Source organism: Mesorhizobium sp. USDA 4775 (assembly GCF_054062655.1).
This window is the reverse complement of record NZ_JBSSFM010000001.1, coordinates 4452906-4467308: the sequence shown is the minus strand read 5'-3', so window position 1 is coordinate 4467308 and position 14403 is coordinate 4452906. Positions and strand designations below refer to the sequence as shown.

12 protein-coding genes are annotated in these 14403 nt (G+C 61.5%); 7 read left to right on the top strand and 5 right to left on the bottom strand.

The window, feature by feature from the left end:
* The first annotated feature begins 105 nt into the window (after window positions 1–105).
* Window positions 106–1491 carry a TolC family outer membrane protein gene (locus ACVILI_RS21850; RefSeq protein WP_027046920.1) on the top strand — a complete coding sequence of 462 codons (1386 nt, stop codon included), beginning with the start codon at window positions 106–108 and terminating at the stop codon, window positions 1489–1491.
* 303 nt (window positions 1492–1794) lie between these two features.
* The gene (locus tag ACVILI_RS21845) at window positions 1795–2628 is read left to right on the top strand and encodes a PopZ family protein (protein ID WP_064984130.1); all 834 of its coding nucleotides are present in this window, start codon (window positions 1795–1797) and stop codon (window positions 2626–2628) included.
* Between the two features lie 59 nt (window positions 2629–2687).
* Here the strand turns inward: ACVILI_RS21845 and ACVILI_RS21840 are convergent, their stop codons facing one another.
* Window positions 2688–3320: a bleomycin resistance protein gene (locus ACVILI_RS21840; RefSeq protein ID WP_069092312.1), complete on the bottom strand. Its 633-nt coding sequence runs from the start codon at window positions 3318–3320 to the stop codon at window positions 2688–2690.
* A 265-nt stretch (window positions 3321–3585) separates the two neighbouring features.
* Here ACVILI_RS21840 and ACVILI_RS21835 point away from each other — a divergent pair, with 265 nt between their 5' ends.
* From ACVILI_RS21835 to ACVILI_RS21815, 5 genes are all read left to right on the top strand, one after another.
* Entirely contained in the window at window positions 3586–6369 is a 2784-nt protein-coding gene (locus ACVILI_RS21835) for a valine--tRNA ligase (protein WP_038647259.1), read from the top strand.
* Window positions 6370–6728: 359 nt separating this feature from the next.
* The gene (locus ACVILI_RS21830; protein WP_019858578.1) at window positions 6729–7895 is read left to right on the top strand and encodes an outer membrane protein transport protein; all 1167 of its coding nucleotides are present in this window, start codon (window positions 6729–6731) and stop codon (window positions 7893–7895) included.
* A gap of 392 nt (window positions 7896–8287) precedes the next feature.
* The gene (locus ACVILI_RS21825) at window positions 8288–9580 is read left to right on the top strand and encodes an OmpP1/FadL family transporter (protein ID WP_069092311.1); all 1293 of its coding nucleotides are present in this window, start codon (window positions 8288–8290) and stop codon (window positions 9578–9580) included.
* A gap of 290 nt (window positions 9581–9870) precedes the next feature.
* On the top strand, window positions 9871–11595 hold the full coding sequence (gene ilvD / locus ACVILI_RS21820; protein WP_038647257.1) for a dihydroxy-acid dehydratase: 1725 nt from the start codon (window positions 9871–9873) through the stop codon (window positions 11593–11595).
* Complete coding sequence (locus ACVILI_RS21815; protein WP_019858575.1) at window positions 11582–12412, top strand: tetratricopeptide repeat protein; 831 nt, start codon at window positions 11582–11584, stop codon at window positions 12410–12412. Before ilvD ends, ACVILI_RS21815 begins: the two co-directional genes overlap by 14 nt.
* A 50-nt stretch (window positions 12413–12462) precedes the next feature.
* Here ACVILI_RS21815 and ACVILI_RS21810 read toward each other — a convergent pair whose 3' ends face one another.
* The 4 genes from ACVILI_RS21810 to erpA form a co-directional block, all read right to left on the bottom strand.
* Window positions 12463–12780: a hypothetical protein gene (locus ACVILI_RS21810; protein ID WP_038647255.1), complete on the bottom strand. Its 318-nt coding sequence runs from the start codon at window positions 12778–12780 to the stop codon at window positions 12463–12465.
* Window positions 12781–12852: 72 nt separating this feature from the next.
* Complete coding sequence (gene xth, locus ACVILI_RS21805; protein WP_019858572.1) at window positions 12853–13647, bottom strand: exodeoxyribonuclease III; 795 nt, start codon at window positions 13645–13647, stop codon at window positions 12853–12855.
* Between the two features lie 7 nt (window positions 13648–13654).
* Window positions 13655–14047: a VOC family protein gene (locus tag ACVILI_RS21800; RefSeq protein ID WP_019858571.1), complete on the bottom strand. Its 393-nt coding sequence runs from the start codon at window positions 14045–14047 to the stop codon at window positions 13655–13657.
* Window positions 14048–14051: 4 nt separating this feature from the next.
* On the bottom strand, window positions 14052–14399 hold the full coding sequence (gene erpA / locus ACVILI_RS21795) for an iron-sulfur cluster insertion protein ErpA (protein ID WP_038647252.1): 348 nt from the start codon (window positions 14397–14399) through the stop codon (window positions 14052–14054).
* Between the last annotated feature and the right edge of the window lie 4 nt (window positions 14400–14403).

Genomic DNA, 14403 nt, shown 5'->3' with positions numbered 1-14403 from the left:
GCACTTTGGGACCGAGCGACAGGGAATGAAACACGCCACTCCGGCTGCTCTAACGAGAAGCTGGAGCGGCGTAGTTCCCATGGGAAACGAATGAGGGATATACCCGTGCCGTCTGTATCCAAGAGCTTTTTTGCCGCCGTCCTCGTCTCCGCGACCGCGCTGTCCCCACTAACCGCTTCGGCGGAAACCATCACAGGCGCGCTCGCCAAGGCTTATCAATACAATTCCACGCTGAATTCATCCCGCGCCGGTGTACGCGTCACCGACGAAGGCGTGGCGATTGCCAAATCAGGCTGGCGCCCAACGATTACTGGATCGGCTTCCATCGACTATACAAACACGCGCCAGGCAAATGGCGGCGGTAATTCGAAGCTGACGAGTGGCGGTTACGGCATTCAGATCAACCAGTCGCTGTTTGACGGCTTTCAGACGAAAAACAACGTGGCGGCGGCTGAAGCCCAGGTAAAGGCATCGGTCGAGAGCCTGCGCAATACCGAAGAGAACACGCTGTTCAGCGCAGCCACGGCCTATATGGACGTGATCCGGGATCGGCAGATCGCGGTGCTGACGGAGCAGAACCTGCAGTTCCTGACCGAGCAGGCGCGTGCCGCGCGCTCGCGTTTCGAGGTTGGTGAGGGCACGCGCACCGATGTCGCGCAGGCCGATGCGTCGCGTGCCTCGGCGGTGGCCTCGCTGAGTGCCGCCCGCGCGCAGGCGCTGGCCAGTGCCGCGACCTACCACCAGGTCGTCGGCGACGAGCCGGGCAAGCTCAAGCCCGCTTCGCCTTTGGGCAGGCTGCTGCCGTCGAGCCTCGATGCGGCGATTGCGATCGGGGCTAATGAACACCCGGCCATTCTCGCTACGCAGCATCTGGTCGACGCGGCGGCGTTCTCGGTGAAGTCAGCGGAGGGCGCGCTGTTGCCACAGCTGTCCGCGTCGGCCGGCATTTCGGAAAACTACCGCAACGCCATCCCCGACCTTTCCGGTTCCAACGGCAATTCGACCTCGGCCAATATCGGTGCGACGCTGACCATTCCGATCTATTCGGGCGGTCGGACCTCGGCGGTCGTGCGGCAGAACAAGGAATCGCTTGGCCAGGCCCGCATCCAGGTCGACGTCAGCCGCGACCAGGTTCGCCAGGCCGTTGCCACCGCATGGTCGCAATACACCGCCGCGCAGCAGAGCGTCTCGGCCAACAAGCAAGTGATCGACGCCGCGCAACTGGCGCTGAACGGCGTCATCGAAGAGCGCAATGTCGGCCAGAGGACCACGCTCGACGTCCTCAACGCGCAGGCCGCCGTCATCACCGCCAAGATCAACCAGGCCAATTCCGAACACGATGTGGTGGTGGCGAGCTATGCCATCCTGTCGGCGATGGGTCGCCTGTCGGTCGACCGGCTTGCCTTGCAGGTTACCAAGTACAAGCCCGAAGAGCACTACAACGCTGTCAAGGACAAGTGGATCGGCGTGCGTACGCCGGACGGCCGCTAAACGCCTGAGGCTCGACTTGTGTCGGGCCCGTCTGAGCGGAACCTGGCTTGAAACCGGTTCCGCTCTGGTTTCCTGCTCTATTCCTTTGCATTGACGCAATTCCCGAGGGAAAGCGCTATGCGCTTTCCCGGGAAAGCCGTTTTCACACTTTTCCCGGAATTGCTTCTAATCTGTTGAAATCCCACATGTCCCCAGATTGGGGATTCTCGTGCAGCGATCCGTCGGCTACGCTGTCGCCATGATTCGAATCCGGCTTCTGCCGGAGCGGAAGACTAACAGGTCACAAGGGCGGCGGATGTGACGATGGCAACGGCAAGCAGCGCACAGCGCGAACCTTCCATGGAAGAGATACTGGCTTCCATCAGGAGGATCATCGAGGACAGCGACAACGGTCGCAAGCAGCCGGGCGAGACCGAAGAGCTGCGGCAGGATCTTGAGCCGTCGCCGGGCGAGGCTCCCGCCGCCGATGTCGATGCTTTTCGCGCCGAGTTGCATGCTGCCCCCGAAACCAGGAAGCCGGTCGCGCTCGCGGAAGTCCAGGCGCCGTCGCCCGAGCCGGTGATTGCGCGCATGGAATCGCAGACGCGCGCCGATCCCGTGCCGCTCAAGCCGTCGATGACGCTTGCCGAGGTCAGCGCCAGGATCGCCGCGGAGCCGGCGCCCGTCACAGCGACCGAAGCGCCGGCCGCCCCGCAGGCCAGCGCGACAAGCGATGCCATCGTTGCCGATTGGCGGCGCGAGATCGCGGCGGTCGGAGAGCAGGCGAAAGCGATACCGGGCATCCGCAAGCCGGTCGCCCAGCCCGAAGCGCCGGCGAGTGAACCGGTGGTGGAGGCTGCGTTCGAACGGCCGTCTTCAAACGAGGCTCCGGCAGACGACGCCCAGGCGCGCGCGGGGGCAAATGAGGCGCCCGCGGCGCGCCCGGCAATCCTCTCCGAACACACGGGCCGGCAGGTCGCGGCGGCCTTCGGCGAGTTGTCCGATGCCTTTGCCAGCCGCAGCAAGAAGACATTCGACGAGATGGCCGAGGAGATGCTGCGGCCGATGCTGCAGGACTGGTTGGACAACAATCTGCCGACGCTGGTTGAGCGCCTGGTGCGCGAGGAGATCGAGCGCGTGGCGCGCGGCGCGCAGTAATCTCCTCCAACGATCACTCCCGAAACGCCGCCCGTGAGGCGGCGTTTTTGTCGATGAGGTCAGCCCGCGCTGGTCGCGAAGCAGATGAGGTTGCTGTCGAGGTCCTTGACGATGAACGTGCGAGCGCCCCAGGGTTCGGTCCGCAATGTCTGGTGAAACGGGGCCGTGGCCGCCTGACACTCCAGAAACAGGGCCTTGATGTTGTCGACGACGATCGTCGCCGCCAGTAGGTCATCGGTCGAATTGGCGGCGAGTGGAGGCTTGTCGACATGGCGCAGGTTGAGCCGTGCGCCATCGCGGATGATTTGGGCGTAGAAGGGCGGCTCGCCATAGGTGAAGCGCGTCTCGAAGCCGAGCTTTTGCCGATAGAAATTACAGGCCGCTACGATGTCGCTGACAAAGAGCTGTGGCTCGGCAAAGGCGAGATGCGGTTTCGCGGCGTCTGTTGCTGCATGATCGGTCACGGTTTGAAGGCCTTCCTTCAGCGCCTGCCAGCTCTCGAAACCTGACTTTCTGGCGACGAGTTCCTGGGCATCGGCAAGCTTGAAGCCGTGATCGAGGATTTGGCTGTCGCTGAGATCGTGAAAACGCGGCAAGAGCCATCCAATCACAGCGGCGACGGGATAGTACCGCTCGCGGTGCCATTTGAGATAGAGCTTGGCCTGTTTCTTGTGGTGTTCGAGGGTCGGCATGGGCGCATTGCGGGGTTGAGGTGGCGTAGGCGGGCAATGCCCCTCCGGCCGGAAGCCGATGCGCCCTACTGCAGCGTCCGCACGGTATGGCTACGACGCCCGGCGGTCAAGCTGCGAGTGCCGAGCGCCACGACCCTCCGTTGAAATGTGGGCGGGAGCGACTATTTGCTTCTGGTGAACCGAGGCGGCCCTTGCGGTTGACTTGGCCAAGACCTTCCGATTTACACCGAACCAGCAAAATCCCGACAGCGCGGACCGTTTCCCCATGCTTGAAAAGACCTACGACGCAAAGACCGTCGAGCCGAAGATCGCCAAAGTGTGGGAAGAGGCGGACGCCTTCCGCGCCGGCGCCGGGGCGGAAGAGGGGGCCGAAGCCTTCACCATCGTCATTCCGCCGCCCAACGTCACCGGCTCGCTGCATATGGGCCATGCGCTCAACAACACGCTGCAGGACATTCTGGTGCGCTTCGAGCGCATGCGCGGCAAGAACGTGTTGTGGCAGCCGGGCATGGACCATGCCGGCATCGCCACGCAGATGGTGGTCGAGCGGCAGCTGATGGAGAAGCAGATTCACCGCCGCGACCTGACGCGCGAGCAGTTCATCGAGAAAGTGTGGGAGTGGAAGGCCGAATCCGGCGGCACCATCTTCAACCAGCTGAAGCGGCTCGGCGCCTCGGCCGACTGGTCGCGCGAGCGCTTCACCATGGATGAAGGCCTGTCCAAGGCCGTGCTCGAAGTCTTCGTCACCCTCTACAAGGAAGGGCTGATCTACAAGGACAAGCGCCTTGTGAACTGGGACCCGAGACTTTTGACCGCGATCTCCGACCTCGAGGTCGAGCAGCACGAGGTCAACGGCAATCTCTGGCACTTCCGCTATCCCTTGGAGGGCGAGACCTTCGATCCGGAAAATCCGAAAACCTTCATCACGGTCGCGACCACGCGCCCGGAAACGATGCTGGGCGATACGGCGGTGGCGGTGCATCCGGATGACGAGCGGTACCGGCATCTGGTCGGCAAGAACGTCGTGCTGCCGATCGTCGGCAGAAAAATCCCAGTGGTCGCGGACGAGTATTCCGACCCCGAAAAGGGCTCGGGCGCGGTCAAGATCACGCCGGCGCATGATTTCAACGACTTCGAGGTCGGCAAGCGCCACAAGCTCCCGGCGATCAACATCCTGACCATCGAAGCCGCCATCAAGTTGAAGGACAATGAAGACTTCCTCGCCGGTCTCGATGCGACGCCGGAGCGCCAGGCCGTCTGGGACGAGCTTGACGGGCTCGACCGTTTCGTCGCGCGCAAGAAGATCGTTGATCTGATGGAAGAAGGCGGCTTCCTGGAAAAGGTCGAGCCACATCGCCATGCCGTGCCGCATGGCGACCGCGGCGGCGTGCCGATCGAGCCGTTCCTGACCGAGCAGTGGTACGCCAACGCGGCGGAACTGGCCAAGCCGGCGATCGCCTCCGTGCGCGAAGGCCGCACCAACTTCGTGCCGAAGAATTGGGAAAAGACCTATTTCGACTGGATGGAGAACATCCAGCCCTGGTGCATCTCGCGCCAGCTGTGGTGGGGCCATCAGATTCCGGCCTGGTACGGGCCGGATGGGCGCGTCTTCGTCGAGAAGACCGAGGAAGAGGCGCTGAGCGCGGCGATCGAATATTACCTGGCGCTCGAAGGCCCGTGGAAGGCCTGGGTCGAGGACAAGCTGGAAAACTTCCAGCCGGGCGAGATCCTGAACCGCGACGAGGATGTGCTCGACACCTGGTTCTCCTCGGCGCTGTGGCCATTCTCGACTTTGGGCTGGCCGGACCAGACGCCGGAGCTGAAGACCTATTACCAGACCGACGTGCTGGTGACCGGCTTCGACATCATCTTCTTCTGGGTTGCCCGCATGATGATGATGGGCTTGCATTTCATGGACGAGGAGCCGTTCCACACCGTCTATGTTCACGCGTTGGTGCGCGACAAGAACGGTGCCAAGATGTCGAAGTCGAAAGGCAACGTCATCGATCCGCTCGACCTCATCGATGAATATGGCGCCGATGCGTTGCGCTTCACCTTGACCGTGATGGCGGCACAAGGGCGCGACGTGAAGCTCGACCCGGCGCGCATCGCCGGCTACCGCAATTTCGGCACCAAGCTGTGGAACGCGACGCGCTTCGCCGAGATGAACGAAGTCGCGCGCAACGACGATTTCTGGCTGAATGATGCCAAGCTTGCGGTCAACCGCTGGATCCTGACCGAGTTGACGCGGGCCGCGCGCGAGATCACCGACGGCATCACTTCATACCGCTTCAACGAAGCGGCAGGATCTGCCTACCGCTTCGTCTGGAACCTGTTCTGCGACTGGTATCTGGAACTCTTGAAGCCGGTGTTCATGGGCACGGACGAGGCGGCCAAGGCCGAGAGCCGCGCCTGCGTCGCCTTCGTGCTCGACGAAATCTACAAGCTCCTGCATCCGATGATGCCGTTCATGACGGAAGAGCTGTGGGCGCAGACGGCGGGCGAGGGCAAGGAGCGCGATTCGCTGTTGTGTCACGCCGCCTGGCCGTCGCCCGACTTCGAGGACGCGGATGCCGCCGCCGACATCAACTGGCTGGTCGACCTGGTCTCCGGCATCCGCTCGGTGCGTTCCGAGATGAACGTGCCGCCGGCGGCGATCGCGCCGCTGGTCGTGGTCGGCGCCAATGATGTGACGCGCGAGCGGCTGGTTCGCGAGGACTCGGCGATCAAGCGGCTGGCCCGTGTCGGCGACATCTCGTTGGCCGACACGGCTCCCAAGGGCGCGGCGCAGATCGTCCTCAACGAGGCGACAATCTGCCTGCCGCTCGGCAGCCTGATCGATCTCTCCGCCGAGGCTGCCCGGCTGCAGAAGGAACTGGCCAAGGTGACCGAGGAGATCGCGCGCCTGCACAAGAAGCTGTCGAATGAAAGATTCGTCGCCAGCGCCCCGGCCGAGATCGTCGACGCCGAGCGCGAAAAGCTCGCCGAATATCGCGACGCGCAGGACAAGCTCTCGGTGGCGTTGACCAGGGTTCGCGATGCCGGTTGAGGATAGATTCGCTGGACCTTAGTCATCTCTAAAATGACAATCCTTTTGCCTCGAAAGTAGGCATTCCGTTGCGTTAATTTTGACGTAAACGGAAGTTTTAGCCCCATTGTTGCCATAATGTAACAATGGGGCCGAAAGCCCCTGAAAATGGCTATTTTTGAGCCTTTTGAAACGAATCTTCCTCATTTTTCGGTCGGATAAGCACGCGCAGGACCGTTTTTCGGCCTTGCGATACCTAACTGCATTTTGTCGAAAATGCCTTTGGCGAGCATGTACATGTACGCCCCGCGAATTCGTTATTGCACCGTTAACCTGAATTGGCTCTAGCTTGACGCACTAGTTATTCGGGGAGGACATCCATGAACAATTTGCGTCTGAAAGCACTGCTGGGGGCAGGGTGCTTTTCGCTGACTTTGATGGGCTCGGCGCACGCTGGCGGTTTTTCGCGCGGCACCGCCGATACCGATATTCTTTTTGAAGACGGCAATTTCAATATGCGCACCAGCGTGACCTATGTCGCGCCGACCCGGAAATATTCGGTGAACCCGATGAATCCCTATCTGGTCGGGGAGAACTACGCGGACAGTTACGCCATTCCATCGGCCGCCGTTAAGTTCAAGCTGTCAGACAGTCTCTCCTGTGCCGGCACTCTCACGCAATCATATGGCGGTAACGCGACGTGGTCGCGTTCGAGCGGCACGCTCGGCAAGCTGAATGAAGACTTCACCATGTATGAATATGGTGCGACTTGCGGGTTGAAGTTCGATCTCAGCAAAGGCCGTATCTGGCTTATTGGTGGCGTCTACAACGAAGTCACCGACTACCGGCTCGTTGCCGGTGCTCCTTTGGGGACAAGCATACCCGTCCTTGGCGTCAGCCTGCATGACAGCAATATCGGTTGGCGTGCCGGCATTGCTTATGAAATTCCGGAAATCGCGCTCCGCACCCAATTGATGTACCGCTCTGGCGTCGACATCAATGCCTCCGGTACGGCAAGCTTTCTGGGAGGGGCTCTTCCCGGCGGAGCAACGGGGGAAGCCAACTTTCCCCAATCAGTCGAATTCAAGGCGCAAACTGGTATCGCTCCGGGCTGGCTCGCCTACGGTAGCGTGAAGTGGACGGATTGGTCTGTTACGGAAACGCTGATGCTGAACGTGCCGGCGTTGGCGTTGAACAGCGGCAATCTGTATTTCTGGCGTGACGGTTGGACGGTCACCGGCGGCATCGGTCATAAGTTCAACGATCAGATCTCAGGGACTGTTTTTGCATCCTATGACCGCGGCGTTAGCACTGGTTGGGACCTGACTGGCGACAGCTATACGATCGGCACGGGTGTTTCGATGAAGGACAAGTTGGGTGGCGAATTGCGCCTGGGTGTAGCGGCAGTCTATCTGGCCTCCGTTTCCGAGACCCAATACAACAACAGTTATGTTCCTGGCAGCCCCGACCCGCGAAATGGCTTCAACCGTTCCGTGGACGGTGATTGGGGCTATGCACTCTCGGCTGGTTACAGCATCAAGTGGTAACGCCTTTGATCTGTTGAGCAAAAGGCCGGGCATTGCCCGGCCTTTTCTTTTCGGCCTCCGACTCCCATGGATGCGCCGTCGCTCCAAAAGCAGTTGCTTAACTAAGGTGATCTTGACGTAAACGGAAGCTTTTTTGGCACGATGTTGCCATAATGCTACAGCGCCCAAATTGGCCTTCAGGACACCTTTTTGCGCGGTTTTGGCTGAGTTTCTCCGGATTTTTATGGGGATGCACTCGAAAATCGGCAATTTTACTTGGTTCATGCCGCCCGACACCGCGACGCAGAACGCAATCGCTGAATACGTACGTGTACGCCTCTTGAAATCGTTGTTGTGTTAGCCGTGCAAGTGGTTTTGCTTGAGGTCGTGCTCGAATTCGGGGGAGGCGATTCATGTACAATCTGCATCTGAAAGCACTGCTGGGGGCGGGGTGCTTTTCGCTTGCTTTGATCGGCACGACGATAAACGGGGCGCATGCCGGCGGCATTGAACGAGGTGGCTACGACATCGATCTGCTGTTCGATCCGGCGCCGTTTACCGTGAACACTGACGCGACCTATGTTTCACCACACCGCAAACTAAAGAACGCGGTCGACACGTCGGGAAACCCGGCCCCGCTTAGCGGCAATAGCTCGACGCGCAACACGGGCGACTATTGGGTGCCTTACTTTGGCGTAAAGGCGTCACTCGGCCACGGCGTGGACTGCCTGCTTGATTACTCGCAGCCATGGGGGGCGAGTTCGAGCCCGGGTATTTGGAACGGCTCGTATTCCAACATCGAAACCAACATCAAGAGCAACAATTACGCTGGCACCTGCTCTTACAAGATGGATGTCGGCAAGGGCCAGCTTCGCTTCATCGGCGGCGCGTTCTATCAAGAAGTCTACGGCTTCAAGACAAGCTATATTGGCGGTGTTCCTGACCTGTCAGGCGTCTTCCCTGTCCCCGCCAATTTCGTCGGTCGTGTCGATCTGAAGGCAGACGGCTGGGGATGGCGAGCCGGTATCGCCTACGAAATTCCCGACATCGCTTTGCGTGCCAGTCTCGTTTACAATTCGCAGGTCAAACTCGACAACATTTCGGGCACGCTCGATACCACATCCTTGGCTCCGATCGCGGCTTTCCTGCCTCCTGGTTCTTCGGCTGTGACAGACATTTACGGTTCGGCGAAGATGCCGGATTCCGTGGAATTAAAGCTTCAATCAGGCATCGCTCCTGGCTGGCTCGCTTTCGGTTCGATCAAGTGGGTCAATTGGAGCGTGCTGCAAAGTATTCCGATCTGCTCAACGGCAAGCAAAGGTATCGCACCCTGTACGTCAGTTTCCCCCAGCCCTGTCAGGCTAACCTCGCTCGACTTGATGTACCGTGATGGCTGGACGGTCACCGGCGGCATTGGTCATCAGTTCAATGAGCAATGGAGCGGCGCCGTGCAGATTTCATGGGACCGGGGTACGTCGCATGGTTACGGTGATCAGAGCGATACCTGGACGTTGGGCGGCGGGGTGGCCTACACGCCGCGACCGAACATCGAACTTCGCCTGGCAGGCGCGATAGGTGTGCTGACCAGCGGCCATTCCGGGGTGCTCACGGATGAGAACGGTTATCCGGCCGGCACCGACGTCAGCTATGACTTCGGCAACGATCTGGTCACGGCGATTTCCGGGGGTCTCAAGATCAAGTTCTAAGATATTGAAAATCCTTTTAAAAGGCCGGGCATTGCCCGGCCTTTTTCGTCTGGGCCGGCATCGTCGGTGATTCCGGTATCCAAGCTGCGTTGCATATAAGCCGCACCGGGACCGCCTCGTGCGATTGTGACGTTTTGGCAACACTTTCTGAACAACCCCTGCGCTAGAAGTCAGGCCGGGGAGATTGCCTATTTCCCGCCATAAACCCGGCGCACCTCGAACTTGTCTCGGGACACGCGCCAAAAGGCTCGGCGATGGGGCAGGCCGCACCGCCCGCGGCAAGGATGAGAATGGACGCCAAGGTCATTTCAAAGGCTAAGCTCCCTAGCCGCTATGTGACTGTCGGTCCGGCGCGTGCGCCGCACCGGTCCTATCTCTATGCCATGGGGCTTTCCGCCGCCGAGATCGCGCAGCCGCTGGTCGGCGTTGCCTCCTGCTGGAACGAAGCCGCCCCCTGCAACATCTCGTTGATGCGCCAGGCGCAAGTGGTCAAGAAGGGCGTCGCCGCCGCCAATGGAACGCCGCGCGAATTCTGCACCATCACCGTCACCGACGGCATTGCCATGGGCCACCAGGGCATGAAGTCGTCGCTGGTGTCGCGCGAGGTCATCGCCGATTCGGTCGAACTCACCATGCGCGGCCATTGCTACGATGCGCTGGTCGGCCTCGCCGGCTGCGACAAGTCGCTGCCCGGCATGATGATGGCCATGGTGCGGCTCAACGTGCCGTCGATCTTCATCTATGGCGGTTCGATCCTGCCCGGCAGCTATCGCGGCCGCCAGATCACCGTGCAGGATGTGTTCGAGGCGGTCGGCCAGCATTCGGTCGGCACGATCGGCGATGCCGAACTGCTCGAGATCGAGCAGGCCGCCTGTCCGTCGGCCGGTTCCTGCGGCGCCCAGTTCACCGCCAACACCATGGCGACCGTCGCCGAGGCGATCGGCCTGGCGCTGCCATATTCCTGCGGCGCGCCGGCGCCTTACGAAATGCGCGACCGCTTCAATTTCGCCTCCGGCGAAAAGATCATGGAGCTGATTGCCAAAAACATCCGGCCGCGCGACATCGTCACGCTGAAGGCGCTGGAGAACGCGGCGACCGTGGTTTCCGCCACCGGCGGCTCGACCAATGCTGCCCTGCATCTGCCGGCGATCGCACATGAGGCAGGCATCAAATTCGATCTCTTCGATGTCGCGAAGATTTTCGAGAAGACGCCCTACATTGCCGACCTCAAGCCTGGCGGCAAATATGTCGCCAAGGACATGTTCGAGGCCGGCGGCATTCCGCTGTTGATGAAGACGTTGCTCGACCACGGCTATCTGCACGGCGATTGCCTGACGGTCACTGGCCGCACTTTGGCCGAAAACATGGAGCACGTTGCCTGGAATGAACACCAGGATGTGGTCCGCCCGGCCAACAGACCAATTACCCAAACCGGCGGCGTCGTTGGCTTGAAGGGAAACCTTGCCCCCGAAGGCGCGATCGTGAAGGTCGCGGGCATGGCGGAGTTGAAATTCTCCGGCCCGGCGCGCTGCTTCGATTCGGAAGAGGAATGTTTCGAGGCGGTGACGCATCGCAACTACAGGGAAGGCGAGGTTCTGGTCATTCGCTACGAAGGGCCGCGCGGCGGTCCCGGCATGCGCGAGATGCTGTCGACGACGGCAGCGCTCTACGGCCAGGGCATGGGCGGCAAGGTGGCGCTGATCACCGACGGCCGCTTCTCGGGCGCGACGCGCGGCTTCTGCATCGGTCATGTCGGACCGGAAGCGGCGGTGGGCGGCCCGATCGGCCTGATCCGGGATGGTGACGTGATTTCGATCGACGCCGTGAACGGCACGATCGAAGTGGCGCTGTCGGATAGCGAACTGGCGGCGCGGGCCAAGACATGGAAGGCACGCACGACTGACTACCAGTCGGGCGCGATATGGAAATACGCACAGACGGTCGGGTCGGCCAGAGATGGCGCGGTCACCCATCCGGGCGGTGCGAAAGAAACACACTGCTATGCGGATATCTGAGTTGTTGAGGTCATCTGTCCTTCCGGCACTGGTCGCTGCGGCGATCTTTGGCGCCGTGGGCCAGGCTGTGGCCTTTGACGACAAGGTGTTCGACGACAAGACCGGCGTGAAGCCGCAGTCCAGCCCCTGGGCGGTGTTCCAGTTCGGCTTCTCCGCCTACAAGAACGGCCACAAGGAACAGGCCGCCGAAGCCTATAAATACGCCGCCGAAAACGGCCAGATCGGCGCCACCTGGAAACTTGCCCGCATGTATGCAGAGGGCGACGGCGTGGCGCGCGACGACTATGAGGCGTTCAAGTTCTTCTCCGAGATCGTCGACCAGGATGTCGAGCCCGGTTCGCCGGAAGAGAGCTACGTCTCCGACGCGCTGGTGGCGCTCGGCGATTATCTGCGCAAGGGCATTCCGGGCAGCCCGGTCACCGAGAACGAGGTGGCGGCACAGGAATATTACATGCGCGCCGCCGCCAACTACCGCAACCCGAACGCCCAGTTCGAGATGGGGCAGATGTTCCTGAAGGGCGAGGGCGGCGTGAAGGCCAGCGTCAAGCAGGCCGGGCGCTGGTTCCAGCTCGCCGCCGAAAAGGGCCATGCCGGCGCGCAGGCGACGCTTGGCCATCTCTTGTTCCAGAGCGGCAAGATCGTTCGCGGCCTGGCGATGATGACCGCCGCACTCGAGCGCGCGTCCCCTGCCGATCAGCCCTGGATCCGTGGCATGCAGGAAGAGGCTTTTGCTGCCGCCGGCGAGGCCGACCGGCGCACGGCGATTTCGCTGGCCGATGACATCCTGACCAAGGGCACCACCAACGCAGACCAATAAGGTCGTCTGCCGTTCTCCTCCAACAGGGGGGAGATCAGTCCGTCAGAAAATCAATTCTCGGTTGGCTCCGTCGGCACCATGCTGGGCGCGGGCGTCGAGATCGGCGTTACGTGCAGGTGCGGCGCCATCGTGTTTCCGGGGCAGCTGTCGCCGATCTTCGTCCAGGATGTGTTGTTGAGCACCATCTCGCAGCGCGCCAGATGGCTCTGGTCGGCAACCGTCAGGCAGGCGACCTGGCCGACCGGATAGGACTTTCCATTGGCAAGACATTCCGGGGCGGCGAAAGCAGGCACCATGGCGGCCGTGGCAAATGCCAAGCCGATCGGACAAGCAACAAATCGAATGGTCATGGGAACCCCAGCCGCCATGATGATTGTCCATCATGCGCCAGATTTGTGGCGATACAACGTCCAGACAAATCGACGGCAGAAGGACCCCGGTCAGGCCGGCTGCAGGGCGAGATCGATCGCCACCGGCACGTGATCGGACGGTTTTTCCCAGGCGCGCACATGCTTTTCGATCGAGGCCGACGAGAAGCGGTTGGCGGCTTCCGGCGACAGCAGCAGATGGTCGATGCGGATGCCGTTGTTCTTCTGCCAGGCGCCGGCCTGATAGTCCCAGAAGGTGTAGGTGTCGGGTGCATCGGTGACCGCGCGCACCGCTTCGGTGAAACCGAGATTGAGCAGCCGGCGGAAGGCCTGCCGCGTCTGCGGCTGGAACAGCGCGTCGCCCAGCCAGTTTTCCGGAAAGCGCGCGTCGATCGGCTCGGGAATGACGTTGTAGTCGCCGGCCAGCACAAGCGCCTCTTCCAGCCTCAGCCGCTCTTCGGCCCAGCGCTCCAGCCGCTCCATCCAGTTCAGCTTGTAGGGGAATTTTTTGTCGTCATCGATCGGATTGCCGTTCGGCAGATAGAGCGAGGCGACGCGCAACGCGCCCTTGTCGGTCGAGAACACACCTTCGATGAAGCGCGCCTGTTCGTCGGCCTCGTCGCCCGGCAGGCCTCTGGTGACCTCGTCAAAGCGCAGTTTCGATAGCAGCGCCACGCCGTTGAAACCTTTCTGGCCATGGGTTTCGACGTTGTAGCCAAGCGCCTCGATCTCGGCGCGCGGGAACTGCTCGTCGACCGTCTTGATCTCCTGCAAGCAGACGATGTCGGGCGCGCTCTCGGTCAGCCAATGAGTGAGATTGCCGATGCGGGCGCGAACGCCGTTGATGTTCCAGGTGACGATTTTCATGGCGGCCTTATTCTTCCTGCGACGGGTGGCGTTCGACCAGGCCGATCGTATTGCCTGCCGGGTCCTTTAGGAAGGCCATCCACTCGCTTTCCCCCGGCGGTCCGAAGGTGCCTTCGGTATCGCGATGCACGAGCGCCGGTGGCGCGGTGAAGGGGACGCCCGCGGCTTTCGCCTTGGCGTGGAAGGCTTCGAGGCCCCTAATGTCGAGATAGACTATGCCGGCCGGAACGCCGTCGGTGAACAGCAGCCTCACATTGCCGGCCATGATGAAGGCAATGCCCGGCGGATCGTAGCGGGCATGAACGCCCATGCCGAGCACGTCACGCCAGAAGGCCAGCGTCGAATCAAGATCGCGTCCGGCTGACAGCGCGACCTGACGGACCGCGCCGATGGCAGGCATGCCGTTAGACGGAGAAGCTCGTGCCGCAGCCGCAGGAGGCGACAGCGTTCGGATTGCGGATCTGGAAGGACTGGCCCATCAGATCGTCGACGAAATCGATCACCGAGCCGCCCATATAGACCAGCGACAAATCGTCGATCAGCACGGTCGCGCCGTCCTTCTCGACGGCGACATCGTCGTCGTTGCGCGTGTCGACCAGATCGAATTTGTAGGAAAATCCGGAGCAGCCGCCGCCTTCGACGGAAACGCGCAACGCCGTCTTGCCGGCCTCGCCAGAGACAATCTTGGCGATCCGCCTGGCGGCGGCCTCGGTCATGTCGACTTTCATCGCGGTCTTGGCATCAGCGCCCATGGGC

Excerpts from the sequence above, each read along its gene's own strand:
- ACVILI_RS21845 (WP_064984130.1), top strand. The coding sequence starts at position 1,795 with ATGGCAACGGCAAGCAGCGCACAGCGCGAACCTTCCATGGAAGAGATA.
- ACVILI_RS21840 (WP_069092312.1), bottom strand. The coding sequence starts at position 3,320 with ATGCCGACCCTCGAACACCACAAGAAACAGGCCAAGCTCTATCTCAAA.
- ACVILI_RS21835 (WP_038647259.1), top strand. The coding sequence starts at position 3,586 with ATGCTTGAAAAGACCTACGACGCAAAGACCGTCGAGCCGAAGATCGCC.
- ACVILI_RS21830 (WP_019858578.1), top strand. The coding sequence starts at position 6,729 with ATGAACAATTTGCGTCTGAAAGCACTGCTGGGGGCAGGGTGCTTTTCG.
- ACVILI_RS21825 (WP_069092311.1), top strand. The coding sequence starts at position 8,288 with ATGTACAATCTGCATCTGAAAGCACTGCTGGGGGCGGGGTGCTTTTCG.
- ilvD (WP_038647257.1), top strand. The coding sequence starts at position 9,871 with ATGGACGCCAAGGTCATTTCAAAGGCTAAGCTCCCTAGCCGCTATGTG.
- ACVILI_RS21815 (WP_019858575.1), top strand. The coding sequence starts at position 11,582 with ATGCGGATATCTGAGTTGTTGAGGTCATCTGTCCTTCCGGCACTGGTC.
- ACVILI_RS21810 (WP_038647255.1), bottom strand. The coding sequence starts at position 12,780 with ATGGCGGCTGGGGTTCCCATGACCATTCGATTTGTTGCTTGTCCGATC.
- xth (WP_019858572.1), bottom strand. The coding sequence starts at position 13,647 with ATGAAAATCGTCACCTGGAACATCAACGGCGTTCGCGCCCGCATCGGC.
- ACVILI_RS21800 (WP_019858571.1), bottom strand. The coding sequence starts at position 14,047 with ATGCCTGCCATCGGCGCGGTCCGTCAGGTCGCGCTGTCAGCCGGACGC.
- erpA (WP_038647252.1), bottom strand. The coding sequence starts at position 14,399 with ATGGGCGCTGATGCCAAGACCGCGATGAAAGTCGACATGACCGAGGCC.